This window comes from Thermomonospora sp. CIF 1 (assembly GCF_001896795.1).
In the GTDB taxonomy this organism is placed as follows: Bacteria; Actinomycetota; Actinomycetes; order Streptosporangiales; family Streptosporangiaceae; genus Thermomonospora; species Thermomonospora curvata.
The window spans coordinates 315485-340754 of the sequence record NZ_MOYN02000021.1 but is presented as its reverse complement, the minus strand read 5'-3'; the positions used below and the strand labels follow the sequence as shown (position 1 = coordinate 340754).

Genomic DNA, 25270 nt, shown 5'->3' with positions numbered 1-25270 from the left:
CCGGGAAGGGACGGGCCGTGACGGAGTTCATGCAGGCCGCGTCGTTCATCGGCGGGACGGGGTTCTACCTGTCGCTGCTGGTGGTGGCGTTCTGGTGCGTCTCGCCCCGCCCCGCCGCGACCGTGGGCGTGGCGCTGGCCCTGAGCGGGACGGTCAACGCGGTGCTGAAGCTGGTCTTCGCCCAGCCGCGGCCGTACTGGAACGACCCGCAGGGGATGGCGCACGCGGCGGAACCGACCTTCGGCATGCCCTCCGGTCACGCCCAGGCGGCCGTGGTCGTCTGGGGGCTGCTGGCCGTGCACGTCACCCGGCGGGGGCGCCCTGTCGGGCTTCCCGGGCCGCTGCCGGCGCTGCGGCCCGGTTGGGTCTGGGCGCCGGCCGGGGCGGTGATCGTCCTGGTCGGGGTGTCCCGGGTGTATCTGGGGGTGCATTCGGCGGGCCAGGTGGCGGCGGGCTGGGCGGTCGGCGCGGTGCTGCTGGCCGGGGTCGTCCGGTTCGGGCCCCGGCTCCTTGCCCGGTGGCGTGCCCTGCGGATCGGGTGGCAGGTGACGCTGAGCGCGGCGGTGACGCTGGGCGCGGTGGCGGGCGCCCTGGCCGCCCTGGCGCCGCCGGGGGAGTGGGGGAGGCTTCTGGTGGACGGCGCGGCCGTGGCCGGTCCCGAGCGGGCCGGCCTGGAAGACGCGCTGCAGGCCGCCGGGCTGCTGGGCGGCCTGGCGGCGGGGCTGTCCGTGACGGCCCGCCGCGGCTGGTTCACCGCCGGCGGTCCGCCGCCGCGCCGGGCGGCCCGTCTCCCGGTCGGGCTGGCCGGCCTGGCGGTGATCAATCTCACGGTGGGGTTCGGCCCGGCCCCGCCGGCGCTGCTGTGCGGCCGGCTGCTGAGCGGCCTGTGGATCGGCGCCGGGGCCGTGGAGGTGTTCGTGCGAGCGGGGTTGGCCCGGCGTTCCACCCCCGCCCTCCCCCGGACGGGTGAACCCGCCATGGCCGAGGACACCTAGACTCGACCATCATGGCCGCAAAGATCTTTCCCAGCATCCTGTCCGCCGACTTCGCCCGCCTGGCCGAGGAGGTCGCGCTGATCTCCGACGACGCCGACTGGGTGCACGTCGATGTGATGGACAACCACTTCGTGCCCAACCTCACGCTGGGCCTGCCGGTCGTGGAGTCGCTGGTCAAGCACAGCGCGCTGCCGCTGGACTGCCACCTGATGATCGAGGACCCCGACCGCTGGGCCCCCGCCTACGCCGAGGTCGGCGCCGGCAGCGTGACCATTCACGCCGAAGCGGCCAAGGCCCCGATCCGCACCCTGCGCGCCATCCGCGCCGCCGGGGCGCGGGCCGGGCTGGGCATCAACCCGGCCACCCCGCTGGAGCCGTACGAGGAGCTGCTGGGCGAGATCGACATGCTGCTGCTGATGACCGTCGAGCCCGGTTTCGGCGGCCAGAAGTTCCTGGACCTGGTGCTGCCCAAGGTCCGCCGCGCCCGTCAGATGATCAAAAGCCGGGACCTTGCGGTCTGGCTGCAGGTCGACGGCGGGGTCAGCGCCGAGACCATCGAACGCTGCGCCGAGGCCGGCGCCGATGTGTTCGTGGCCGGCAACGCCGTCTACGGCGCCGACGACCCGGCCGAGGCCGTCCGCCTGCTGCGCGCCAAGGCCGAGGCCGCCGGGGCCTGAACCCGGCCGGGACGTCCGGCCGGACCGGGCCCGGGAGCGCGCCCGTCCGGCCGCCTGTTTCCGCCCGCCGTCTCACTGGGCGGGATGTGATTTCAGCGCCCCGCACGCCACCGTCAAAAGCCCTTTGACCTGCTGTTGGAACGGTCCCGGCGGGCCGCCGGGCGGGTGCGGGGGCGACCGCGAAGACCCCGGTGCGGACCCGGTGGCGGGACCTGGCATGAATCTGGGAATGCCGGACATGGCACACTGGTTGTGAGTCCTTGAACGCGTGCTCCGGGGTCGGTGGAACTCCGAACCGGCGGTGAAAGTCCGCGACCCGGCCGAAGCCATCGGCCGGTTGACCCGGTGGAACTCCGGGACCGACGGTGAAAGTCCGGATGGGAGGCAGCACGCCGGGCGCCCCTGTGCGGGGCGCCGTGCTCGTTCGTCCCCGGAGCCACGACCGTCTCGAAAGACGCGGGAGGCCCGGGGAGATGAGACCACCCCAGACGGCACCGGCCGGCGAGCGACCGTCCGGTGCCCGCGCATGCCCGCCCCGCTCCTTCGGAACGGTCCCGCCCGCCCCGCAGCCGGCGGCAGGCGTTCACTTCGGCTGTGCCCAGGGTCCGGACCGCCCGTGGCCGGCACCCGCCCGAGAGGAGCGCTAGAGGATGTTCACCGGCATTGTCGAGGAGCTCGGCGAGGTCGTCGCGGTGGAACCCGCCGGGGACTCGGCCCGGCTGACCGTGCGCGGTCCGCTGGTCACCCAGGACGCCGTGCACGGCGCCTCCATCGCGGTCAACGGGGTCTGCTTGACCGTGGTGGAGGTGAACGGCGAGGAGTTCACCGCCGATGTGATGAAAGAGACGCTCGACCGTTCCAGCCTCGGCGTCCTGGAACCCGGTTCGCCGGTCAACCTGGAACGGCCCGTGCGGCTGTCGGACCGGCTCGGCGGGCATCTGGTGCAAGGGCATGTGGACGGCGTGGGACGGATCGTCTCCCGGCGGGCCGAGGAACGCTGGCACCTGGTGACCGTCTCGGTGCCCGCCGAGCTGAGCAGGTACATCGTCGAAAAAGGCTCGATCGCCATCGACGGCGTCAGCCTGACCGTGGTGGAGGCCGGGCCGGAGCACCTGTCGGTCTCGCTGATCCCGACCACCTTGGAACTGACCACCTTGGGCCGCAAAGGCCCCGGCGACCCGGTCAACCTCGAGGTCGACGTCATCGCCAAGTACGTCGAGCGGCTCACCGCTCACCGCACGGCGGAGCCCGCCCGATGAGCGGCCCGGCGGCACAGGCCGCAACGCCGCTTCCCCGATCGCATCCGGCACCGGCCGGGACGGCGCGCGGGGTGTTGATGCAAAGGAAGCAGGCGGGCGAGCAGACCCGCCGGGCGCGGCGGGCGGACCGGCCCGTCCGTTCTGAAACCAAGGAGACGGTGGCGGCATGATCGGCGATGTGATGGACGAGGTGACGGGCGAGGAGACCGGCGGCGGGATCTTCGACTCCGTCGAGGAGGCGCTGGCCGACATCGCGGCCGGCAAGGCGGTCGTGGTGGTCGACGACGAGGACCGCGAAAACGAAGGCGACATCATCTTCGCCGCCGCCAAGGCCACCCCCGAGCTGCTGGCCTTCACCATCCGCCACACCAGCGGGGTGATCTGCGTGCCGATGCTGGGCCAGGAGCTGGACCGGCTGCAGATCCCGCTGATGACGACGCAGAACGGCGACCGGATGCGCACCGCCTTCACCGTCAGCGTGGACGCCCGCGAAGGCATCAGCACCGGCATCTCGGCGGCCGACCGCGCCCACACCATCCGCCTGCTGAGCGACCCGGCCACCGGGCCGGAGGACATCGTCCGCCCCGGGCACATCTTCCCGCTGCGCTACCACGAGGGCGGGGTGCTGGTCCGCCGCGGCCACACCGAGGCGGCCGTGGACCTGGCCCGGCTGGCCGGGCTGCCCCCCGCCGGCGTGCTGGCCGAGGTGGTCAACGACGACGGCACCATGGCCCGCCTGCCGGAGCTGCAGGTCTTCGCCAAGGAGCACGGCCTGAAGCTGATCTCCATCGAGCAGCTGGTGGAGTACCGCAAGCGCACCGAGACCATGGTGCGCCGCGAGGTGGAGACCCGCCTGCCCAACCGGTACGGCATCTGGCGCGCGGTCGGCTTCTCCAGCGCCATCGACGGCGGCGAGCACGTGGCGCTGGTCTACGGCGACATCGGCGACGGGGAGAACCTGCTGGTGCGCGCCCACTCCGAATGCCTGACCGGGGACGTGCTGCACTCGGAGCGCTGCGACTGCGGCGCCCAGCTGGACGCCGCCATGGAGGCCATCTCCGCCGAGGGCCGCGGCGTCATCCTCTACCTGCGCGGCCACGAGGGCCGCGGCATCGGGCTGCTGGCCAAGCTCAAGGCCTACGCCCTGCAGGACCAGGGCCACGACACCGTCGACGCCAATCTGGAGCTGGGGCTGCCCGCCGACGCCCGCGAGTACTCCAACGCCGCGCAGATGCTGCTGGACCTGGGCGCCCGCTCCATCCGGGTGCTGACCAACAACCCCGCCAAGCTCACCGGGCTGGAGGGCTTCGGGCTGCGGGTGCTGGGACGGGTGCCGATGCCCGTCGTGGTCACCGAGCACAACCGGCGCTACCTGACCGTCAAGCGCGACCGCCTGGGCCACCGCATCGACGGCCTGGCGTGAGCTGCCCGTCCATACCCAGGCAAGGAAGGGAACCCGAACATGAGCGGCCTCGGACGCCCCGAGCTGACCAGCGTGAACGCCGCCGAGCTGACCTTGGGCATCGCCTGCACCCGCTGGCACTCCCAGATCACCGATCAGCTGCTGGAGCGGGCCGTGCTGGCGGCCAAGGAGTGCGGCATCGACGAGCCGGTGGTGGTCCGCGTGGCCGGCGCCCTGGAGCTGCCGGTGATCGCCCAGCAGCTGGCCCGCGACCTGGACGCGGTGGTCTGCCTGGGCGCGGTCATCCGGGGGGAGACGGCGCATTTCGACTACGTCTGCGACTCCGTTACCGCGGGTTTGACGAGGGTTGCCCTCGATGAGGCCACACCGGTGGGCAATGGAGTCCTCACATGTGACACCATTGAGCAGGCACTGGATCGCAGCGGGCTGCCGGACAGCCGCGAGGACAAGGGATGGGAGGCGACTGTGGCCGCTCTTGACACGGCTCTGACCCTGCGAGGTCTGCGGCACCACGGTCCCGCCGGGCATCTTTCGGAGCATTTGAGCTCCTGAAAGCGTCCCGGACATCCATTCCCTTCACCTTCAGAGCGAAAGGCAACGACTGTGCTGTCCCTCGTCCTGCCCAAGGGGTCCCTGGAGAAGGCGACCATGGAGCTGTTCGACGCGGCGGACCTGACCGTCCGCCGCTCCTCGGACCGCGACTACCGCGCCTCCATCGACGACCCCCGCATCGACCGGGTGCGCGTGCTGCGCCCCCAGGAGATCCCCACCTACATCGAGCAGGGCCTGTTCGACCTGGGCATCACCGGCCGCGACTGGATCACCGAGACCGACTCCGATGTGGTCAGCCTCGGCCAGCTGCAGTACTCCAAGGCCACCTCCAACCCGGTGCGGGTGGTCATGGCGGTGCCCAAGGACGCCCCCTGGCAGAAGGTCTCCGACCTGCCCGAAGGGGTGCGGATCTCCACCGAGTTCCCCTCGCTGACCCAGCGGTTCCTGGAAAAGCACGGCGTCAAGGCCACCGTGGTGCCCTCCTACGGCGCCACCGAGGCCAAGGTCCCCGACATCGTGGATGCGATCGTGGACCTGACCGAGACCGGCTCCTCGCTCCGCAAGAACGGCCTGCGCATCCTGGACACCCTGCTGACCAGCTACACCGAGCTGGTGGCCAACCGCCAGTCCTATGAGGACGAGGCCAAGCGCGCCGCGATGGAGGACATCGCGCTGCTGCTGCAGGGCGCCATCCGGGCCCGCGGCAACGTGCTGCTGAAGCTGAACGTCTCGGCCGCCGACCTGCAGGCCGTGCTGGACATCATGCCCGCCATGTCCTCGCCGACGGTGACCTCGCTGGCCGGCGGCGAGGCGCACGCGGTGGAGAGCGTGGTCGCCAAGAAGGGCGTCAACACCCTGATCCCCGCCCTCAAGGCGGCCGGGGCCCGCGACATCCTCGAGATCCCCATTTCCAAGATCGTTGACTGACCCGCTCGTTCCAGGAGGCGCCCGGCGGGCCTCCGCGTCGCGCGGTGGAGGTCCCGCCCGTGGCTGAAGACGGGACGCGGCCGCCGGACCTTCCGGTGGTGTGGCGGCCGCGGCGCACCCGGATCGTGGCCTACGCGCTGGCGGGCACGATCATGCTCGGCATGGTCGTGCTCGCCGTCGTGGTGGCGCCCGAGTTCACGCTCATCGACCGTTTCCTGCTGGTCGCCTGCGGCGCCGTGGTGGCCTGGCTGCTGCACATGTTCGCCCGCTGCCGCGTCGTCGCCGATGAGCAGGGCCTGACCGTCGTCAACGCCTTCCGCACCCGCCGCCTGGAATGGCCCGAGGTGCTGGGGGTCACCATGAACGAAGGCGACCCCTGGCCCACCCTCGACCTGTCCGACGGCACCTCCCTGAGCGCCATGGGCATCAACGGCGCCGAGAAGGCCCGCGCCGCCCGCCACCTGGCCCAGCTGCGCACCCTGATCGCCCGCAAGGCCGAGGCCCCCGACCGCTGAACCTTTTCGGCGCGCCTTGGGCCGCCACGACGGATTAGGCTGCCGGTGCGCCTTGGCCCGGCCTTGCGGGCTCGGCGGAATCGGCGTCCCCTCTGCGGCGGGAAGTGATTTCGTGGACGGTGTGACACCGCCGGGCGGCTTCACCGCCGACGGCTTCCTCACGATGAAGGACCTGCCCCGGCATGCCGAGCTGATCGACGGAAGCCTCGTCTTCCCAGGCCCGCAAGGAAAGTGGCACAGCCGTGTCGTCAACCTGCTCGTCCGTGAACTGGACGCGCAGGCCCCCGAAGGGCTGCGGGCGGACCGGGAGATGGCCGTCAAACTGGCCAAGCGGCAGGTGCCCGAACCGGACGTGCTGGTCGTTACGCAGGAGGCCTACGAGCGTCCGGACCCTTCCACCTATTACTTCGCCGAGGACCTCGTCTTGGCGGTGGAGGCGGTCTGCCCGGATTCGGAGGACCGGGATCGCGACACCAAGCCCCGCAAGTACGCCGCGGCGGGCATCCGGCACTTTTGGCGGGTGGAGAACGACGCCGGCCGGACCGTGGTCTACGTCTACGAATTGGATCCGGCGACCAAGTGCTATGCCTTGACCGGCATTCACCACGACCGGCTGGTGTTGTCGGTTCCCTACGCCATCGACATCGACCTGACGCAGGTGGGGCGGCGCGGAGCCTAGGAGGCGGCGCGGAAGACGGTGGAGTCGCCCTCGCTCCAGGTCATCACGAAGGAGTCGGCGCCCTTGGGCGGGGGCGGGGCGGTGCCGGTGAACTTCGCGATGCCGCAGTCGATGGCGAAGCGGTAGACGCCGCCGGCCGGGGCGGCGGTGCCGGTGCACTTGACGGTGCTGGTGAAGGCGACCTTGCCGTCCTCGGCGACGGTGAGGGTGGTGCCGCCGATGCCGGAGCCCGCGCCGCCGGCGCCGTGCCAGGTGCCGGCGAAGGGGTGGCGGTCGCGGGCGGAGGAGCCGCCGCAAGCGGTCAGCACCGCCGCCAGGGCGGCGGCGGCCACGGTGAAAACGGTGCCGCGAAGTGTCATGGCTCAGTCGACGTTGGCTCCGGGCGGCAGGGGCGCCAGGACCAGCCTCGAGGGGGCGGCGGTGCCGAAGCCCCAGCTCAGGATACGGGCGGCGTCGGTGAAACGGGCCGTGGAGTCGGTGGTGGAGCTGTTGAGGACGGCTCCGATCAGGGTGCGCTTGCCGCGGGTGGCGGCGAACAGCAGGCTGTAGCCGGCGGCGCTGGTGTAGCCGGTCTTGACCCCGTTGACGCCCTTGAAGGAGCCCAGCAGCCGGTTGGTGTTGTGCCAGGTGTAGGCGCGGTGACCGCCGCCCGCCTTGAGCCGGTAGGTGCGGGTGCGCACGATCTTGCGGAACTCCGGGAGCTTCTTGAAGGCGTAGTTGGCCAGCTTGGTCTGGTCCAGCGCCGTGGAGTAGCCCGCGGTGGGGGTGGGCCAGGGCAGGCCGTCGAAGTTGGCGTAGTGGGTCTTCTTCATGTTGAGGGCGCGGGCGGTGGCGTTCATCTTCTTGACGAAGTTCCGCCAGCCCGGCCCGTAGGCGTCGGCCAGCACGTAGGCGGCGTCGCAGCCGGAGGGCAGCAGCAGGGCGCGCAGCAGCTGCCGGGCGGTCAGTTTGTCGCCCGGCCGCAGGTGCGCCATGCTGCCGCCGTGCCGGACGGCGTAGTTGATGTGCTTCTGCTTGATGGTGATCTTGCGGTCCAGCTTGCCGGACCGCAGCACCACGACGGCGGTCATGGCCTTGGTGATGCTGCCGATCGGCCGCTTGGTGCCGCCGGCCCGATGCCAGCGGATCTTGCGCTTGGCGGGCTCGTACAGCAGCGCCGACCTGGCCTTCACCCCCGACGGCCCGGCCCCTGCGGCGGCGGCCGGAGCGGCCGGCACCGAGATCAGCAGCGTCGCCCCCACCAGGGGCACGATGATCCGGTTGGTTCGCATGAACCGCATGACTCGCCTTGCTTCCACCCCGAATGCATGGAACGCCGGAAGATTCTCAGTTCGGCGGCCTCACCGCAACCGGATCGCGATTTCGGGCGGGCACCGGAGCGTTTCTGCTCTCCCACGGCGGCCCGTTCCGGCCGGTCAGATGGGGGCGGTGGGGCGGCGGCCATGGCCGGGCATCGGGCCGTCCCCGCCCGGTGTTCAAAAGACGGCGGGGCCCGCCGGGGCGGCACCCGTGGCAGGGCTTCTTGAAGCGGCGGTCAGGGCCGGACATGGTGGCGGCCATGGACACCTGGAACGGCTGGAGCGTTGCGGAACTGCATGCGCTCTACCGCGGCGGAAAGGCCACGCCGTCACAGATCGTCGAAGAGTGCCTGCGGCGCATCGAGGCGTCCGGGTCGCTCGGGGCCTACACCGCGGTGCTCGATGAGACGGCGCGGGCCGAGGCGGCGCGGCTGGACCGGCGCATGGGCCACGAGCCGATGGGGCCGCTGTTCGGCGTGCCCGTCGCGGTCAAGGAACTGATCGACGTGGCGGGCGCCGAGATCGGCTACGGCAGCCGGGCGTTCGCCGGCCGGATCGCCACCGCCGACGCCGAGGCCGTGCGGCGCCTGCGCGCGGCCGGGGCGATCGTGGTGGGCGTGACCCGCAGCCCCGAGTTCGGCTGGAGCCTGAGCGGACGGGACGCCGCCTCACCGGCCCCCGTGGCCAACCCCTGGGATCCGGCCCGCGACCCCGGCGGCTCCAGTTCCGGGTCGGCGGTGGCCGTCGCCACCGGAACCGTCTGCCTGGCCCTGGGCACCGACACCGCCGGCTCGATCCGGATGCCCGCCGCCCTGTGCGGGGTGTGGGGGTTCAAACCCACCCGCGGCGCCGTCAGCGACCGCGGGGTGCGGCTGCTGTCGCGCCCGCATCCCCTCAGGACGCCCAGACTCCCGGCACCGTCGTCGTCGCCCCCCGCGACGGGCTCCACCCGGACTACGCCGAGGCCCTCACCGCGGCCGCGGATCGTTTCACCGCGCTCGGCTGGCGGGTGCTCACCGAGGACTTCGCGCCGCCGGAGGACGTCATCGACGGCTACATGATGATGTTGCTGCATGAGGGCGCCCGGCTTTACGCGGACGAGCCGGGCTCCTCGGTGGAGCTGTGCACCGAGCCCGTCCAGGAGATGCTGAGGGCCGGTCACGGCGTCACCGACGCCCTCTACCGGGACGCCCGGCGCACCGTCGCCCGCTACCGGGACGGGCTGCTGGCCCGGCTGGACCCCGGCACGCTGCTGCTCGGCGTGGTCTGCCCCGGGCCGCCGCACCCCTCCCGCGCCGCCACCGCCGTCACCGCCGGCGGACCCCGGCCGTTCGTCCAGGCGGTCATCCCCTGGACGCTGCCGCAGAGCATCGCCGGGCTGCCCGCGGTGGCGGTCCCCGCGGGCCGGGACCGCGACGGCATGCCCATCGGGCTGCAGCTGTCGGGCGCGCCGGGCCGGGACGGGACGGTCCTGGCGGCGGCCGCCCTGCTCGGCGGGCGGGCCGCCTGACCGCCCCGTGCCGGGCGGGCACCGCCCAAGGCGCCCGCCCGGCACGGCGGTCAGCCCAGCAGACCCTGGCCGATCCAGCCGTTTTCGTCACAGCCCGGCGGGATGGCGAAGACGGCCGAGCCGATCGGGGTGGTCCACAGATTGAGCAGGTCGCCGCCCTCGTCGAGACGGCGCTGGACGGGGATGAACTGCCGGTCGATGTCGGCCTGGTAGGCGGCGAACAGCAATCCGGCGTCCGAGCGGCCGTCGGCGGTCAGGCCCTCGTCGTAGTTGTAGGGGCGGCGCAGCATCCGCAGCCGCGGGGAGTCGACGTGGGCCAGCCGGATGTGGGCGTTCTCGGCGATCACCGGGAAGCCCGCTGAGTCCACCGCATCGAAGTCCGGCTCGTCGTGTTCGTGCCGGCCGGTCAGCGGCGCCCCGCTGGTCAGCCGGCGGCCGACGGCGAACTCCTTGCCGGCCGGGTCGGCCTCGTCCCACTTCTCCAGCTCCATGCGGATGCGCCGCAGCACCAGCGTGGTGCCGCCGCGCAGCCACTCGGGCCCGTCCTGCACCCACACGGCCTGGTCGAAGTCGGCCGTGCCGGGCACGGGGTTGACGGTCCCGTCCAGCTGCCCCATCAGGTTGCGCTGGGTGGCGCCGCTGGACTGGACGCCGGGACTGCGCCGGAACCCGCGCTGCACCCAGCGCACGCGGGTGAAGGCCCGCGCGTCCTTGACCGTCATGCGCAGGGCGTGGGCCAGCGTGATCGGGTCGTCGCAGCAGATCTGCACCAGCAGGTCGCCGCCGCTCCAGCGGTCCTCCAGCCGGTCCACCTTGAACGGCGGCAGCGGGCGCAGCCCCTCGGGCCGCTGCTTCTCCAGCCCGGTCGCCTTGAACAACCCCGGGCCGAACCCGAAGGTGAAGGTCAGCCGGGACGGCAGGGGCGCCAGGTCGGGTTCGGGGTCGGCCAGCGCCGGGCGGCCCTGGGTGAGCCGCCGGGCGTCGTCGGTCAGCAGCCGCATGAGCCGGCCCAGCTCCTTGCGCCCGGTGCCTTTGCGCAGGTCCAGGCCGAGGAAGACGGCGTGGGCCTGCGGGGGCGTGGCGATGCCCGCCTGGTGCGGGCCGTGGAAGGGTTCGGTGGCCGTGCCGGTGGTCTGCGTGGCGGAGGGGCGGGCACCGGCGGCCCGCTCCTCGGAGCAGGCCGCCAGCGCGCCCGCCGCCGCGGCGATGGCGCCGCCCGCCAGCAGTCCCCGCCGGCTCAGCGGCCGTTGCGATGGGGCCATCGGAATCACCCGTGTTCGTGGTGCTCGGAGGGGTCGTAGGTCTCCTTGGCGCCGGTGAACTCCTTGGCGACCGCGGTGAAGGCGACGGTGGAGCCGTCGCTCAGCGTCAGCGTCAGGGAGATCTCGGCGCCCGGCTCCACCGGCTGCTTGAGGTCCATCAGCATGATGTGGTCGCCGCCGGGGGCCAGGCGGTGCGAGCCGCTTGCGGGCACGGTGAAGCCGCCCTGCTTGGGCTGCATCTTGGTGGCGCCGCTGGAGTCGGCGACGACCTCGTGGAACTCGACCGCGCCGGCGGCGGGGGAGGAGCCGGAGACCACCGTCACCGGCTTGTCGGTGTGGTTGACCAGGGTGCCGAACACGGCGGTCATGCCGGACTTGGCGGCCTTGACCCACGGGTCGGTGACCGACAGCGCGGCGCGGGGGGTGGCCGCGGCCGGGGAGTGCGCGGGGGCGGCGGGGCCTTCGGTGTCGGAGCCGCAGGCGCTCAGCGGCGCGGCGGTCAGCAGTGCGGCGGCGGCCAGCAGGGAGAGACGTCGCATGTTCATGAGTGCTCTTCTTCGGATCCGCCCGGGGGCATGCGCAGGCCGTCCGGCAGGAGAAGGAGCGCATGCCGCACGCCGGGACATCGCTTCGGTTCGGTCGCCCGCGCCATCGCGCGGGATGTCAGGCCCTTTCGACCCGGGCCGAGGTGAAAGCGGTGATCAGAGCACGGCGGGCGGGCCGCGGCGGCTGACGGCGTGCCGCAGCGCGGCCTGCAGCGGCGGGCACGGCGCGGCGAAGGCCGGCACCGGGGACGGCGCCGGCTCCGGCAGCGCCCAGGCGAGGATGATCCGCACAAAGCGCAGGGCCAGCCGGCGCAGCGCCGACCACAGCAGCGCCTCGCCCCACGCCAGCCACAGCGCGGTCAGCGCCACCGCGCAGCCGTGCAGCACCACCATGACCGCGTCGGCGGGCAGCAGCCCGTGCGCGTGCTCTGCCGGATGCGCGGCGGCCGCGGCGGCCGGGACCGCCGGGGCGGACAGGGCGAACAGCAGGTGCAGCACGACCTGCAGCCCGCCCAGCAGCGGCAGCAGCACGTTCACCGAGCGTTCCCGGCCGAGGACGGGAAGGGCCGCCGCCAGCGACAGCGCCAGCCCCGCCAGGATGCTCGCGGTCGACGGCGCCGTCGCGCTCATCAGGTGCGCCATGACGCCCAGCCCGGTGCAGACCGCGGCGAACGCGGCCGCCCGCAGAACCCGGAACAGCAAAGGGGCCGTCATGACGGGACCATCCTCGCACGCACCCCGGTCACCCCCCAGAAGGCCCCGCCCCATGGGGCCGCTTCACGGGCCCTGGAGTTCGCGGGTCCACAGCCAGTCGACGATCCGTTCCACGCCGCGCGCCAGATGCCGCCGGTAGGTGCTGAACGGCAGGCCGAGGATCTCGGCGGCCCGCTCCTGGGTGGCGGCGGGCCGCAGGTAGGTCCGGTCGATCGCGCGGTAGGGGCGGTCGTCGCGGACGTCGGCGCCCAGCGCCTGCGCGGCCTCGCACAACAGGGCGCGCAGGGTGTCGGGGACGGGCTCGCCCCGCTCGCGGACCACCCGCGAGCGCAGCAGCGGGCTGCCGGCCAGCCTGTCGTCGCGGTGCAGGTCGCGCAGCGCGGCCCGGACCGCCTCGGCGAAGTCGGGGCGCGAGAGCACCAGTTCCGGGGCGGGCCCGGTGGGCGGGGCGGCCTCGGCGCCGATCTCCCGGTCGCTCATCAGGTCCAGCCACTCCTCCACCCCCAGGCGCCGGAAGTCGTGGGCGAAGACCCCGTAGCGCCGTCCGCCGACCTCATAGGAGGCCTCGTGGACGCGGTGGTAGTCGATGTGCCGCAGCAGCGGCTCCCAGAAGTCGGCGTCCTCGTAACCGGCGATGAAGTCCCAGGCCAGCGCCTTGGAGGAGAGCAGGTGCTGGATGTGGCGGGTGGTGACGACGTTCTGTGAGGGGGAGGGCCGCTGGTAGTGCTCGCGGTCCATGAAGAACCGCGCCACCCAGACCTGCTCGCCGGGGCGCGGCGCGCCGTTGCGCAGGGCGTACTGCCAGACCGCCCGGGCGCCGGGGTCGGCGGCGATGTCGGGCTCGCCGGCCTCGTGCAGCGCCAGCATGCCCGCGTATCCGATCGGCTCCTCCTCACCGGCGGTGCGGATGGGCAGGATGCGGGCCGCCGGCCGGTCCATCCAGAACGCCAGCAGCTCGGCCTGCTCGGGCCCCTGGTGCAGCTCGGTCATGGCCAGCAGCGGGTCGCGGTCCTTGGGACGCAGCTCATCGGCGTGGGCCAGCCCGAAGGTCTCCCAGTCCCAGAACCTGCTCACCACCGGGTTCGCCCGGTGCAGGAAGACGAAGTCGGCCGTCCTGCGCTGCTGTTCCAGGCCGGTGGAGCGCTGCACCTGCGCCACGATGTGGCCGCGGATGCGGCGGTGCAGGTCGTGGTAGGAGGCCGGGTCCCGCCAGCGCAGCTCGGTGTCGAGCACATCGCGCGCCACGTCGTGGGGGAACAGGCCGTGCACGCCGGTCTCGATGAACGACAGCCCGCACAGCCACTCGAACAGCTCGTGCGCATCGCCGTCCTCCAGCACGGCGCGCAGCAGCTCCTCGGTGGTGAAGCGGGCGTGCGCGCACACCTCCAGGGCCCGCCGGTGCAGCCGGCTGGGCACGGTGTCGATGAAGTTCTCCAGCAGCACCCGCACCACGTGCGGGTCGCCCAGCGGCAGCGGCGGCTCGGCCGTCTCGCGCCGCCGCGCGAGGTGCTGGGCGATGACGTCGGCCACCAGCGACAGCGCCAGCGGATGCCCGTGGGTGGCGGCCAGCACCCGCCGGTGCAGCCGCCGCGGCACCCCGGCGGCGCTCAGCAGCGCCTGCCCGTCGCGCGGCGGCAGGTTGCGCAGCGCCACCACGCGCAGCAGCTCCCGCCAGCCCGGGTCGGCCCGCCAGTGCGGGGAGGGCGGGTGCCGGCCGGCCAGCACCACCAGCGTGGTGGCCGGCAGGGAGGGCAGGAACTCCTCGCGCAGCCACTCCTCCAGCGGCGCCAGCAGCTCACAGGTGTCCACCATGAGCACGGTGCGCGCCCCCTCGCGCTCCCGGTCGCCGCCGAGCGCGCGCACCGCGGCCAGGAAGGCCGGCGGGGTCGGCTCCAGCGTCCGGGCGTCCAGGCGCACCGGGCGGGCCCCGGCCTCCTCGGCGACCTCGGCGAGCATCGTCAGCAGGGTCGACTTGCCGACTCCTCCCGGGCCGTGCACGAACAGCACTCCGAAGGGGGGCTCGTCGCAGGCCAGCGCAGAACGCAGCAGCTCCAGCTCCTCGGCCCGCCCGACGAACCGCCGCCGCCGGGCTTGCCGCAACCTGTCGGCGAGGGTCGCAGGCCCGCTCCGCTCACCCGCCATACCGTCTCCTCCCGGCCCCACACGCTAACCGGCGGGCCGGACGGGCGGAATGCGCGCAAAGGGCAGTCTTCCGGTCGGCTCCTGCGTCGATGCGGGCACCGGCCGGATGTGGACATGCCCGGGGCGGGCCCGGCCTCCCGCCCCGGGCATGCCCATGCCCTGCCGGCACGTCCCGGCGCGCAGGGGACGGACGGCAGGAGCCGGAAAGGCGCGGCCGTCAGGCGGTGATGACGGCGACGGCCCCGGCGCCGACCAGGGCCAGCGCCCAGATCCGGTCCAGGTTGAACCAGGCGTGGCGCAGCACGGCCAGCCCGACGACCTCATAGACCAGCACCGCGATCACCCCGGCCACCGCGAACATGGCCAGGGTGTGCGCGCCGGTCACGAAGACCCCCGCCATCAGCGCGCTGCCGTGGGCGTGGCCCAGGCCGTGGTCGTGGCCGGCCGCCGGGGCCGAGGCGGTGATCACCGGCAGCAGCATCAGCCCCGCCCCGTGCACCGACGACATCAGAAACGACCAGCCCGCCAGCTGCCACAGCGACACCCGCATGCCCACCCAGCGGAAGTGCCGCCGGGCCAGCAGGTGCCACAGCCCGAAGCCGACCAGCACCAGCCCGCCGCAGATCGCCACGGTCCGGGAGGCCACCACCGACTGGGTCAGCGACACCAGCACCGCGACGGCCCCCACGGAGGCGGCGTGCCCGGCGGCGATGGCCGGCAGCGACTCCAGCACCCGGGCGCGGGAGCGCTCCTGCAGCCCGCGGGCGACCGCGAACAGCCAGCCCATGGCGGGGTTGAGGCCGTGGAAGGCGCCGAGGGCCAGCAGCGCCGCCAGCGACCCCTCGGTCACGGGTAGCAGTAGGAGTCGGAGGAGGCGTCCCCGCCCTGCAGCCGGGTCTGGTGCGGGCGCAGCCCCCGGAAGTCGTCGCCGTGCGGGAAGAACCGCTCATCGAAGGCGAACTCCTCACCGGAGTCCAGCTTGGCCATCCAGGCGCCGACCCCGTCGGGGTAGAACTGGTCGTCCCAGGCCCCGTACAGCGAGTTGGTCACATACACCCGCTTGCCGTCCCGGCTGACCTCCACCATCTGCGGCCCGCCGGCCAGCGGCAGGTCGGGCGCGGCCGGGTGCGGGGTGCGGCGGACGATGCCGCCGATGCGCACCGATCCGGCCTCCACCGGGTGGAACGGGTCGGACACGTCGTAGCGCTTCAGCTCGCCGGTGCCCCAGCACGACACATACAGCCACTTGTCGTCCACCGACAGGTCGATGTCGGTGACCAGCGGCGGGACGGCCCCGAACGGCTGGATGACCGGCGGCAGCTCCGCGGGGTCGGCCGGTTCGGCGGGAATGGTGATGACCTTGGTGGCGGCCCAGGACTTCCCGTCGCGGTGCCACAGCCACACCGACGCCGACAGGTCCTCGACGCTGACGGCCACGCCGACGAAGCCGTACTGCTTGGTGGGGTCGTGGGCGGGGCGCAGCTCCAGCGGCATCTGGTGCTCATCGCCCAGGTCCACCGCCTGCACGTGGCGGCGTTTGCGCAGGTCCCAAAAGTGCAGGCGGTGCCCGTACTTGCGGCCCAGCAGCAGCTCGCCGACCACGCCGTCCTCGATCATCGACGGGGTGCCCCACTCGGAGGTGACCAGCACGTCCTGGGCGATGTGCCACCAGGCGTCGTAGGCCAGGTACTGGGGGCCCCGGTCCACTTCCCAGCGGCCCAGCACTTCAAAGGAGGTGTGGTCCAGCAGGGCGATGCCGCCCGGCCCGTCCTCACCGTCGGCGCCGCCCAGGGCGGTCAGGTACAGCCCTTCCGGGCCGCAGTGCACGGTGTGGGGGCGGGAGTAGCCGGCGCGCTTGGCCAGCTCATCGGGTTCCAGGACCTTGACGATGCGGGGGCTGGTGGGCTGCTCCTTGGTGTCCAGCACGTAGATCCGCGAGGAGCGCAGCCCCGGGACGATCAGGTAGCGGCGTTCGATGTGGGGGTGCGGGGCGTAGGGGCACAGCGCGCTGGAGCAGGCGTTCCAGCCGAAGTGGTGCAGCTCGTCACCGGTGTAGGGCATCTCGGTCCAGCCGACGACCCGGCCGTAGGAGGCGGAGTCCGGATCGGTGTCCAGCACGGCGATGGCGTCCGGCCGGGCGGCGGAACGGTCGAAGGCGGCGACGTAGGCGAGTTTCTCGGGCGGGGCCTTCACCGCGTCGCGGGGAGAGGCGTAGAAGGTCGGGTCCGGCTTCCACAGTGCCATGGGAAGAACCTCCGTTGTCTCCTGGGATCGTCACATCGCGACTACTCCCCGTCAATGAGGGAAGGGTCAGACCAATGTGACGGGGTGCCGGGCGACCGCGTCGAAGAGGTATCCGAGGGTGTTGTGCGGGGTGACGGCGGGCTGGGTGGCGCCGGTCTCGTCGGTGGCGCGGGCCAGCAGCTCATAGGAGCCGGGACGCGGGTTGCGCCACTGGTAGCGCCACTGCACCCAGCTTTCGGGGGCGTGGGGGCCGTGCAGGTGGGCCTTGTGCCAGGTGGCGCCGCCGTCCACGCTGACTTCGACCTTGCGGATGCGGCCGTTGCCCGACCAGGAGCGGCCGTGCAGCACTTTGGCGTCGCGGACGGGGACCTGCCCGTCCCAAGGCAGCTCGAAGACGCTCTTGAGGCTCAGCCGGGTCAGCGGGGCGCTGCCCTCGGGCGGGTAGGAGTCGCCGAACAATCGGTAGTAGACGGTGTTCCACGGCGAGAACAGCGGCTGGTCGGAGACCTCGATGTCGCCGACCCATTTGATGGAGGCGATCCCCACCCAGGAGGGCACCACGACCCGGACCGGGAAGCCGTGGTCGGGCGGCAGGGGGCGGCCGTTCATCTCGTAGGCCAGCAGCACGTCCTTGAGCGCCTTGGCCACCGGCAGCGGGCGCCGTACCCGGCCTTTGTTCTCGCCTTTGTCGATGTAGTCGGCGTCCAGGCCGCGCGGCATCACATCCACGGCGTGGGGGGTGATGCCGGCGCGCCGCAGCACTTCCGCCAGGGGCACGCCCCGCCAGCGCGCGGCGCCGGCGGCGCCCAGCTTCCAGGGGGTGCCGGAGACCGGCCGGCCCTGCTGGGTGGTGAACAGGCTGCGGCCGTTGCCGGTGCATTCGATGACCGCGGTCACCGTCTTCGACGGCATCGCCTTCAGGTCCGCGTAGCTGAACTCCACCGCGTTCTCCAAGGTGGGACGGCCGCGCAGGCCGCTGCCCCACACCTTCAGCCGCCAGGTGCGCGGGTCGATGCGCGGGGTGGCGGTGTGGTTGCGGACGAAGAAGCGGTCCGCGGGGGTCAGGTGGCCCTGGCCGCGCATCGCCTCCCAGCGCATCTCGGCGTTGGTGCCGTGGTCGATGAACAGCTCGGGCGGCAGCGGTTTGACGAGGGGTCCTTCGGCGCGGGCCGGCAGGGCGGGCAGGGCCGCCATCGCCAGGCCGGCCCCGGCCGAGGCGCCCAGCAGCCGCCGCCGGGTGAGGGGGGACAGCTGCAGCCACTGCCGCAGGCGGACGCGTTCGTAGGTGGCCTCGTCGGTGAGGTCGTCGCTCATGGCGCGATGGTGACCCGGGTTTCACAGATTGTCAATCGATTAGGTATAAAAACTAGGAAATTGTCACCCATTCCGTAGCGGGTCTTCGCTAAGTAGCCTGAACGGCGTGGTGGACGATGCGGCGGCCCGGGCGCCCGAAATCGGCTCGCCCCGGGAATTGGCCGCGTTGCTGGAAGAACACGGCTACCTGGCCGACGAGGCGGTGGCCACCGCCGCGTTCTTGGCGCTGCGCATGCGCCGCCCGCTGTTTTTGGAGGGCGAGCCCGGAGTCGGCAAGACCGCCCTGGCCCAGGCACTGGCGGAGGCGCTGGACACGCCGCTGATCCGGCTGCAGTGCTATGAGGGCCTGGACGCCGCCCAGGCCCTCTACGACTGGGACTTCCCCCGCCAGCTGCTGCACCTGCGCGCCGCCGAGGCCGCCGGCGTGACCGACCCGGCGCGCCTGGAGGCCGAACTGTACGACCGGCGCTTTTTGGTGGCCCGGCCGCTGCTGCGGGCCCTGCAGGTCCCCGCCGGGCAGGGCCCCGGCGTGCTGCTGGTGGACGAAATCGACCGCGCCGACGACGAGTTCGAGGCCTTCCTGCTGGAAGTGCTGTCGGACTTCGCCATTTCCATTCCCGAACTGGGCACCGTCCGCGCCGCCGAACCGCCGGTGGTGGTGCTGACCTCCAACCGCACCCGCGAGGTGCACGACGCGCTCAAACGCCGCTGCCTCTACCACTGGCTGGAGCACCCCTCCTACGAACGGGAGGTGGCCATCATCTGCCGGCGGCTGCCCCAGGTCGCCCGCCGCCTGGCCGGGCAGGTCGCCCGGGCCGCCCAGCGGCTGCGCGAGGCCGACCTGCTCAAACCGCCGGGCGTGGCGGAAAGCCTGGACTGGACCCGGGCCCTGGCCGCCTTGGGGGTGCGCGAGCTGGACCCTAAGGCCGCCGCCGTCACGCTCGGCGCCGTCCTGAAATACCGCGAAGACCAGGAGAAGGTGACCGCCTCCGGCCTGGAGGCCCTGCTGAGCGGAGGCTGAGGCCCATGCCCGGCGCCACCGAGACGCTCGTCGGCTTCGCCCGCGCCCTGCGGGCGGCCGGGGTGGCCGCCGACCCGGGACGGGTGCACGCCATGCTGCGCGCCCTGGACCACCTCGATGCGCTCGACCCCGGCGACGTCTACTGGGCGGGCCGGCTGACCTTGTGCTCGGACCCGGCCGACCTGCCGCGCTATGACCGCTGTTTCGCCGCCTACTTCTCCGGGCGCACCGCCCGGCCCGTCCGCCGCACGCCGCCGGTGGCGATCCCCCGCCCGGCGGCCGTCCCGGTCGCACCCGGCCGCGGGGAGGGGGAGGAGCCGGACCGGGCCGACCTGCGCGCCTCCGTCGCCAGCGAGATCGAGGTGCTGCGCCACCGCGACGTGGCCCGGCTCGACGCCGCCGAACGCGCTCAGCTCAACCGGCTGATCGCCGTGCTGGAGGCCGCGCCCGAGCAGCGCCGCTCGCGCCGCTTCGCCCCCGCCGCCTCCGGCCGGCCGGACCCCCGCCGCACCGTCCGGGACGTGCTGCGGCACGGCGGGGAGATTCCCGCGCTGCGGTATCGCGCCCACCGCACCCGGCCGCGCCGGGTGGTGCTGCTGGTGGACGTCAGCGGGTCCATGGCCCCCTATGCGGACGCGCTGCTGCGTTTCGCGCACGCCGCCGTGCGGACCGGCGGCCGCACCACCGAGGTCTTCAGCGTCGGCACCCGGCTGACCCGCCTGACCCGCCAGTTGCGGCACCCCGACCCGGACGCGGCCATGGCGGCGGTCTCGCAGGCCATCCCCGACTGGCGCGGCGGCACCCGCCTGGGGGAGGAGCTGAAGGAGTTCTGCGACCGCTTCGGGCAGCGCGGCCCGGCCCGGGGCGCGATCGTGGTGATCGCCTCCGACGGCTGGGAGCGGGGCGACGCCACTCTGCTGGGCGCGCAGATGGCGCGGCTGCGGCGGCTGGCGCACCGGGTGGTGTGGGCCAACCCGCACAAGGGACGGCCCGGATACCGGCCGCTGACCGCCGGGATGCGCGCGGCGCTGCCCCATGTGGACCACTTCGTGGCCGGGCACAGCCTGGCCGCGCTGGAGGAGCTGGCCCGGATCGTTCGCAAAACCGCGCGGAAGGGGGACCGGCATGCGCGACGTCCTCGCTGAGATCGCCCGCTGGCACGCGGCCGGGGAGACCTTCGGGCTGGCCACGGTGGTGGACACCTTCCGCAGCGCGCCGCGGCCGCCGGGCGCGGCGATGGCGGTCTCGGCGGCCGGCGAGGCGGTCGGCAGCGTCTCGGGCGGCTGCGTGGAGGGCGCGGTCTACGAGCTGGCCCGCGAGGTGATCGGCACCGGCCGCCCGGTGCTGCGCCGCTTCGGGGTCAGTGACGAGGCCGCCTTCGAGGTGGGGCTGACCTGCGGCGGCGTCATCGACATCTGGGTGGAGCCGGTCGATGTGGACACCTTCCCGCAGCTCGGCGAGGTGGCCGCGGCGGTCGCGGCGGGCGAGCCGGTGGCGGTGGCCACGGTGGTGGACGGGCCCGGCGTGCTCGGCGCCCGCCGCGTCATCCGGCCCGACCGCGCCTTCGGCTCCCTGGCCCCGGGCCTGCCGCACGCCGCCCGGCTGGATGCGGCGGTGGACGACGACGCCCGCGGCATGCTCGCCCAGGGCCTGACCGGGGTGCGGCGCTACGGGCCGCGGGGGGAGCGGCGGGGCGATGCGCTGGCCGTCTTCGTCCACTCCTTCGCCCCGCCGCCCCACCTGCTGGTGTTCGGCGCGATCGACTTCGCCGCCGCCGTCGCCCGGATCGGCAAGTTCCTCGGCTACCGCGTCACCGTCTGCGACGCCCGCCCGGTGTTCGCCACCGCCAAGCGCTTCCCCGAGGCCGACGAGGTGGTGGTCAAATGGCCGCACAAGTTCCTCGGCGAGCGCGCCGCCGCGGGCGGCGTGGACGAGCGGACCGCCATCTGCGTGCTCACCCACGACCCCAAGTTCGATGTGCCGCTGCTGGAGGTGGCGCTGCGCACCCCGGCCGGGTACATCGGGGCGATGGGCTCGCGCCGCACCCACCGCGACCGGATGGCCCGGCTGCGCCGGGCCGGCCTGACCGAGGCCGAACTGGCCCGGCTGCGCTCGCCGATCGGCCTGGACCTGGGCGCCCGCACCCCCGAGGAGACGGCCGTGTCCATCGCCGCCGAGCTGATCCAGCTCCGCTGGGGCGGCTCCGGCCGTCCCCTCACCGAGACCACCGGCCGCATCCACGGCGAGCCGCTCGCCCGCACGGATCCCCGGGAGCGACAGTGAGACTTCCCGTCCCGGCGGCGATGCGGGCCCCGGCGGGGCTGCTGCTGGCCGCGGGGGCGGGCAGCCGGCTCGGGCGCCCCAAGGCGCTGGTGGAGCTGGACGGCGAGCGGCTGGTCGACCGGGGCGTGCGGACGCTGCGCGGCGGGGGCTGCTCCCCGGTGCTGGTGGTGATCGGCGCGGTGTCGCTGGAGGTGGCCGGGGCGGTGGTGGTGCCCAACCCCCACTGGCGCACCGGGATGGGCTCCTCGCTGCGCACCGGGCTGGCCGCGCTGCCGCCGGGCTGCCCCGCCGTGGTGATCGCGCTGGTCGACCAGCCCCGCGTGACGCCGGAGGCGGTGCGGCGGCTGATCCGGGCCCATGAGGCGGGCGCCCAGGTCGCGGTGGCGACCTACGGGGGCGAGCCGCGCAACCCGGTGCTGATCTCCGCCCGGTACTTCGCCGAGGCGGCCGAGGCCGCGGTCGGGGACGCCGGGGCCCGGGCGTTCCTGCGCGCCAACCCGGCGCTGGTGACCGGGGTGCCCTGTGACGATGTGGCCTCCCCGGAGGACATCGACACTCCCGGCGACCTGGACGCGCTGGGCTGAGACCCGTGTGTCAGCATAAGGAAGTCCTTACGTACAAAGATCGGTCGGAGGTCGCATGTCCGCGCCCAAGATCAAGCCGCGCCCCAGGGCCTACGACTCGCCCTGGATGCCCAAGTTCATGAAGGTGATGGGCAAGACGCACGTGGCGGTCTACCGGGCGACCGGCGGCCTGATCGGGCGGCGCTTCCACGTCGGCTCGGCCTGGCTGCGCGGCGTCCCGGTGTGCCTGTTCACCACCATCGGGCGCAAGAGCGGGCTGCCGCGGACCATGCCGCTGCTGTACATGCGCGACGGCGAGCGCATCGTGGTCGTCGCCTCACAAGGCGGCCTGCCCGGCCACCCGCAGTGGTACCTCAACCTCCGGGCCAACCCCGAGGTGGTCGTCCAGATCGGCCGCAAGAAGCGGCGCATGCGCGCCCGCACCGCCGACGAGGCCGAACGCGCCCAGCTGTGGCCCCGGCTGCTGAAGATCTACGCCGACTTCGACAACTACCAGCGCTGGGCGGGCGACCGCGTCATCCCCGTGGTGATCTGCGAGCCGGCCTGAACCGGCCTTGAGAACGCAAGGCCGCTAGAACGCAAAGCCGCCCGGACGGCCGTTGCGGTCGGCCAGCAGCCCCGCCAGGGTCGCCACGGCGATCTCGGCGGGCGTGCGCGACCCGATGTTCAGCCCGATCGGCCGGTGCACGCGGGCGATGTCGCCTTCGGCCACCCCCAGCCGCCGCAGCTCCGCCACGTGCGGGGCGGGATGGCGCGCGCCGCCCATCACCCCGATCCACCGGGACGGGACGGCCAGCAGGTCGCGCAGCACCGGCCCCAGCTCGGGGCGGTGGTGGTCGGTGACCACGATGTCGGCCCGCTCGTCGATGTCGGCGGTCGGCCCGGTGATCACCTTCGGGCCGTCCCACCCGGAGGCGCGGGAGGCGTCCGGCTCCAGCAGCAGCGTGCGAAAGCCCAGATCCGCCCCGTACCGCAGCAGGAACTCCGCCACCGGCGTGGCGAACACCGCCACCAGCGTGCGGTCGGCGGTGTCGGGCACCACCTCGCCGTGCGCCACCGCGCAGGCCGGGTCGTTGTGGACATGGGTCATGGGCCCAGTGTCGCACCGGCCGCCCGGCCCGCACAGCCTACGGAGCGGCGGGCAGCGCGCTCGCGTCCAGGGCGCCGCAGTCGACGGCGCGGCGCAGCCGCTCGGTGAGCGCCTTGACGGTGGCCGGCTCCTCCAGCACGCCGTTCTTGCCCGCCACCTGCTCGTGCCAGGCCCGCACCCGCGCGATCGCCTCGTCCACCCCGGTCAGGTGGAAGGCGTACACGGCGGCGTACCGGCTGGGCAGGTGCGCCGGGTGCAGGTCCCAGCCCTGGTAGATGCCGTTGCGCAGGGAGTGCCGCACGCTCGCCGAGTGCGCCTTCCAGGTGCGGCCCACCTCCTCGGGGCCGTCGTTGCGGGGCACCGCGTTGCAGGAGCCGTCGCTGATGCGGATGCCGGTGCCGGCCAGCGCCACCTGCATGAGGGTGCGGGCGAAGTCGCAGGCCGGATGCTCGATGCGCTGCTGGTCGGGGGGCAGCCCGAGGGCGGCGGTGTAGTCGTGGACGCCGAAGTGCGCGGCGGTGATGCGGCCGCGTCCGGCCTGGGCGATGGCCCGGATCCCGATCATGCCCCGCTGGTCGATGATCGCCTCGGTGGTCTCGATCTGCACCTCAAAGCGCAGTATCCCGGCCGGCAGCCCCAGCGCGTCCTCCAGCCGGTCCAGGTAGTCGGCGAAGATCGCCACCTGCTCGGCCGACACCACCTTGGGGAAGGTGATCACAAAGCCGCCGGGCAGCCGGCCCAGCTGGTCGCGCAGCTGGGTCAAAAAGCCGTCCAGGGTGCGCATGGCCCGCTCGTGGGCGCCCCCGGTGAAGGACTTGATCCGCAGGCCCCAAAAGTGCGGCAGCCCCTTGACCTGGTAGGCGGCGGCCACCGCCGCGACGACCTGGGCGATGTGCCCGTCCTCTTCGGCGTCGGGGCGCACCCCGTAGCCGTCTTCGAAGTCGATGCGCAGATCCTCGATGGGCTCGCCGGCCAGCTTGGCGGCCACCCGTTCGCGCACCGTGCCCGCCAGCTCCGCATCGATCCCGAAGGCCGCGCCGAACGACTCGGCGTCCGGGGTGTGGTTGTTGAACAGGCGCAGCGCCTCGGCGCCGAAGTCGGCGGGGATCGTCCGGGTGAACCGGTCGGCCGGGATGTAGACGGTGTGCACCGGCTGCCGCCCGGCGGGCGGGCCGGGGAAGTGCCGGGCGTGCTCGGCGGTGACCGCCGCGATCCGCGCAGATAGGTCGTCGGTCGAGGAAACGCTCAAGTTCACCCGGCTATGATCCCCCAAGATCCGGTGACCGTGTGGCCGGGTTGCAACTCGATCAGGTCGATTCCGCTGGCGAACGCGTTCGGCGGCCCGGTCATCGGCTCCACCCCCAGCCCCAGGCGGCGCAGCGGCCCGGGAAGCCGGTCGGCGGTGTAGATCTCCAGCCAGGGCTGAGTCTCATCCAGCCAGCACGACACCGCGCGTCCCCCGCCCCGCAGGCGCACCCATGCCCGGCCCGTCCCATCCCGGCGCAGCCCGGTGTAGGCGTTGTCGATCCGCTGCGAACCCAGCACGGACGGCTCGCGGCGGTCATAGGGGGTGCCGGCGACGTCCCGGGCGGGACCGGTGGGAATCATCCGCTCATCGACCGGCAGGTACCGGTCGCCGGGGATGACCACCTCGCACTCGTCGATTGGCACGCCCACGGTGAGATAGGGGTGGGCGCCGTGCGCGTAAGGGGCCGTGCGGGAGCCGGTGTTGCGCGCCGTCAGCCGGACGGTGAGGCCGCCCGCGGCGTCCAGCGCGTACTCGACGGCCAGATCCAGCCGGAACGGGTAGCCGGCGGAGGCCAGCAGCCGGTGGGCCAGGCGCACCCGGTGCGGCTCGTGCTCCTCGGCCCGCCACGCCGCCCAGCGCACCAGCCCGTGGATGGCGCAGTCGAACTCCGGTTCGCTGATGTCGAGCTGGTGGGTCCGCCCGCCGTAGGCGTAGCGGCCGCGGTCGATCCGGTTGGGCCAGGGGACCAGCAGCTGGCCCAGGGCGGCCGGGGCGGGTTCGTCGGCGTCGTGCGACAGGATCAGCGGCGCCCCCTCGAAGGTCAGCTCCCGCAATCCCGCCCCGCACTCGGTGATCACCGCCCGGTAGGGCCCGGCCGAGATCTCATGCTGCCGCCCGGTGATCGGTTCACTCATGATCACATTCCTACCCCGGGCCGCGGGCGCCGGCCACAGGCCCCGGCGCACCGCCGGCCCGCCCCGGGGAGGG

Annotated in this window: 26 protein-coding genes, 1 pseudogene and 1 riboswitch; of the genes and pseudogenes, 15 read left to right on the top strand and 12 right to left on the bottom strand. The window is 73.4% G+C overall.

Translation table 11 applies throughout. From position 1 onward, the window contains the following. Positions 1-17: 17 nt before the first annotated feature. The 8 genes from BUE48_RS14815 (at position 18) to BUE48_RS14780 (ending at position 7027) form a co-directional block, all read left to right on the top strand. Complete coding sequence (locus tag BUE48_RS14815) at positions 18-995, top strand: phosphatase PAP2 family protein (protein WP_041439792.1); 978 nt, start codon at positions 18-20, stop codon at positions 993-995. A gap of 11 nt (positions 996-1006) precedes the next feature. Next, positions 1007-1672, top strand: coding sequence for a ribulose-phosphate 3-epimerase (gene rpe / locus BUE48_RS14810; RefSeq protein ID WP_286990157.1), 666 nt, complete (start codon positions 1007-1009; stop codon positions 1670-1672). A gap of 264 nt (positions 1673-1936) precedes the next feature. Next, positions 1937-2067, top strand: a riboswitch (FMN riboswitch). Between the two features lie 255 nt (positions 2068-2322). After that, positions 2323-2931 (top strand): riboflavin synthase, encoded by a 609-nt coding sequence (locus BUE48_RS14805; RefSeq protein ID WP_286990156.1) that lies wholly within the window; start codon positions 2323-2325, stop codon positions 2929-2931. 166 nt (positions 2932-3097) lie between these two features. Continuing rightward, positions 3098-4354: a bifunctional 3,4-dihydroxy-2-butanone-4-phosphate synthase/GTP cyclohydrolase II gene (locus BUE48_RS14800; protein ID WP_012853321.1), complete on the top strand. Its 1257-nt coding sequence runs from the start codon at positions 3098-3100 to the stop codon at positions 4352-4354. Between the two features lie 39 nt (positions 4355-4393). Next, positions 4394-4906, top strand: coding sequence for a 6,7-dimethyl-8-ribityllumazine synthase (ribH, locus tag BUE48_RS14795; RefSeq protein ID WP_012853320.1), 513 nt, complete (start codon positions 4394-4396; stop codon positions 4904-4906). A gap of 51 nt (positions 4907-4957) precedes the next feature. Beyond that, the gene (hisG, locus tag BUE48_RS14790; protein WP_012853319.1) at positions 4958-5833 is read left to right on the top strand and encodes an ATP phosphoribosyltransferase; all 876 of its coding nucleotides are present in this window, start codon (positions 4958-4960) and stop codon (positions 5831-5833) included. A gap of 59 nt (positions 5834-5892) precedes the next feature. Then, a complete protein-coding gene (locus BUE48_RS14785; RefSeq protein WP_012853318.1) occupies positions 5893-6348 on the top strand; it encodes a PH domain-containing protein in 456 nt (151 codons plus the stop codon). Between the two features lie 112 nt (positions 6349-6460). Continuing rightward, positions 6461-7027, top strand: a complete 567-nt coding sequence (locus tag BUE48_RS14780) for a Uma2 family endonuclease (protein ID WP_286990154.1) — start codon at positions 6461-6463, stop codon at positions 7025-7027. Here BUE48_RS14780 and BUE48_RS14775 read toward each other — a convergent pair. Both BUE48_RS14775 and BUE48_RS14770 read right to left on the bottom strand, forming a co-directional pair. After that, complete coding sequence (locus BUE48_RS14775; protein ID WP_012853316.1) at positions 7024-7386, bottom strand: hypothetical protein; 363 nt, start codon at positions 7384-7386, stop codon at positions 7024-7026. The two genes, BUE48_RS14780 and BUE48_RS14775, sit on opposite strands and share 4 nt — an antisense overlap. A 3-nt stretch (positions 7387-7389) precedes the next feature. Beyond that, entirely contained in the window at positions 7390-8307 is a 918-nt protein-coding gene (locus BUE48_RS14770) for a D-alanyl-D-alanine carboxypeptidase family protein (protein WP_012853315.1), read from the bottom strand. A gap of 23 nt (positions 8308-8330) precedes the next feature. Between BUE48_RS14770 and BUE48_RS14765 the strand changes: the two are divergent. Both BUE48_RS14765 and BUE48_RS14760 read left to right on the top strand, forming a co-directional pair. After that, positions 8331-9185, top strand: a pseudogene (locus BUE48_RS14765) (amidase); the annotation flags it as partial. Continuing rightward, positions 9140-9835 (top strand): amidase family protein, encoded by a 696-nt coding sequence (locus BUE48_RS14760; protein ID WP_353745294.1) that lies wholly within the window; start codon positions 9140-9142, stop codon positions 9833-9835. The pseudogene BUE48_RS14765 and the gene BUE48_RS14760, both read left to right, overlap by 46 nt. Positions 9836-9885: 50 nt before the next feature. Here BUE48_RS14760 and BUE48_RS14755 read toward each other — a convergent pair whose 3' ends face one another. From BUE48_RS14755 to BUE48_RS14725, 7 genes are all read right to left on the bottom strand, one after another. Further along, positions 9886-11097 carry a Dyp-type peroxidase gene (locus tag BUE48_RS14755; protein ID WP_286990151.1) on the bottom strand — a complete coding sequence of 404 codons (1212 nt, stop codon included), beginning with the start codon at positions 11095-11097 and terminating at the stop codon, positions 9886-9888. Between the two features lie 5 nt (positions 11098-11102). Continuing rightward, the gene (locus tag BUE48_RS14750) at positions 11103-11642 is read right to left on the bottom strand and encodes a copper chaperone PCu(A)C (protein ID WP_286990150.1); all 540 of its coding nucleotides are present in this window, start codon (positions 11640-11642) and stop codon (positions 11103-11105) included. A 156-nt stretch (positions 11643-11798) separates the two neighbouring features. Continuing rightward, on the bottom strand, positions 11799-12356 hold the full coding sequence (locus BUE48_RS14745) for a hypothetical protein (RefSeq protein WP_012853311.1): 558 nt from the start codon (positions 12354-12356) through the stop codon (positions 11799-11801). Positions 12357-12419: 63 nt separating this feature from the next. Then, complete coding sequence (locus BUE48_RS14740; RefSeq protein ID WP_012853310.1) at positions 12420-14498, bottom strand: AAA family ATPase; 2079 nt, start codon at positions 14496-14498, stop codon at positions 12420-12422. Between the two features lie 217 nt (positions 14499-14715). Next, complete coding sequence (locus BUE48_RS14735) at positions 14716-15348, bottom strand: hypothetical protein (protein WP_012853309.1); 633 nt, start codon at positions 15346-15348, stop codon at positions 14716-14718. Beyond that, positions 15345-16742: a selenium-binding family protein gene (locus BUE48_RS14730; RefSeq protein WP_012853308.1), complete on the bottom strand. Its 1398-nt coding sequence runs from the start codon at positions 16740-16742 to the stop codon at positions 15345-15347. The genes BUE48_RS14735 and BUE48_RS14730 overlap by 4 nt, the downstream gene beginning before the upstream one ends. Before the next feature lie 66 nt (positions 16743-16808). Continuing rightward, the gene (locus BUE48_RS14725) at positions 16809-18056 is read right to left on the bottom strand and encodes a sulfite oxidase (RefSeq protein WP_286990149.1); all 1248 of its coding nucleotides are present in this window, start codon (positions 18054-18056) and stop codon (positions 16809-16811) included. 106 nt (positions 18057-18162) lie between these two features. Between BUE48_RS14725 and BUE48_RS14720 the strand changes: the two genes are divergently transcribed. From BUE48_RS14720 to BUE48_RS14700, 5 genes are read left to right on the top strand one after another with little or no spacing between them, the layout of a single operon-like run. Then, on the top strand, positions 18163-19077 hold the full coding sequence (locus tag BUE48_RS14720) for an AAA family ATPase (RefSeq protein WP_012853306.1): 915 nt from the start codon (positions 18163-18165) through the stop codon (positions 19075-19077). A 5-nt stretch (positions 19078-19082) separates the two neighbouring features. After that, entirely contained in the window at positions 19083-20222 is a 1140-nt protein-coding gene (locus BUE48_RS14715; protein ID WP_286990147.1) for a vWA domain-containing protein, read from the top strand. Then, a complete protein-coding gene (locus BUE48_RS14710) occupies positions 20203-21360 on the top strand; it encodes an XdhC family protein (protein ID WP_012853304.1) in 1158 nt (385 codons plus the stop codon). Before BUE48_RS14715 ends, BUE48_RS14710 begins: the two co-directional genes overlap by 20 nt. 20 nt (positions 21361-21380) lie before the next feature. Then, the gene (locus BUE48_RS14705) at positions 21381-21944 is read left to right on the top strand and encodes a nucleotidyltransferase family protein (RefSeq protein ID WP_041439787.1); all 564 of its coding nucleotides are present in this window, start codon (positions 21381-21383) and stop codon (positions 21942-21944) included. Positions 21945-21999: 55 nt separating this feature from the next. After that, a complete protein-coding gene (locus BUE48_RS14700; protein ID WP_012853302.1) occupies positions 22000-22491 on the top strand; it encodes a nitroreductase family deazaflavin-dependent oxidoreductase in 492 nt (163 codons plus the stop codon). Positions 22492-22515: 24 nt separating this feature from the next. Here BUE48_RS14700 and BUE48_RS14695 read toward each other — a convergent pair whose 3' ends face one another. The 3 genes from BUE48_RS14695 to BUE48_RS14685 are packed head-to-tail and all read right to left on the bottom strand — an operon-like array spanning position 22516 to position 25197. After that, positions 22516-23034: an XdhC family protein gene (locus BUE48_RS14695; RefSeq protein ID WP_012853301.1), complete on the bottom strand. Its 519-nt coding sequence runs from the start codon at positions 23032-23034 to the stop codon at positions 22516-22518. 37 nt (positions 23035-23071) lie between these two features. Next, positions 23072-24289, bottom strand: coding sequence for a DUF6986 family protein (locus BUE48_RS14690; RefSeq protein ID WP_012853300.1), 1218 nt, complete (start codon positions 24287-24289; stop codon positions 23072-23074). Then, a complete protein-coding gene (locus BUE48_RS14685; protein ID WP_286990145.1) occupies positions 24286-25197 on the bottom strand; it encodes an aldose 1-epimerase family protein in 912 nt (303 codons plus the stop codon). Before BUE48_RS14685 ends, BUE48_RS14690 begins: the two co-directional genes overlap by 4 nt. Between the last annotated feature and the right edge of the window lie 73 nt (positions 25198-25270).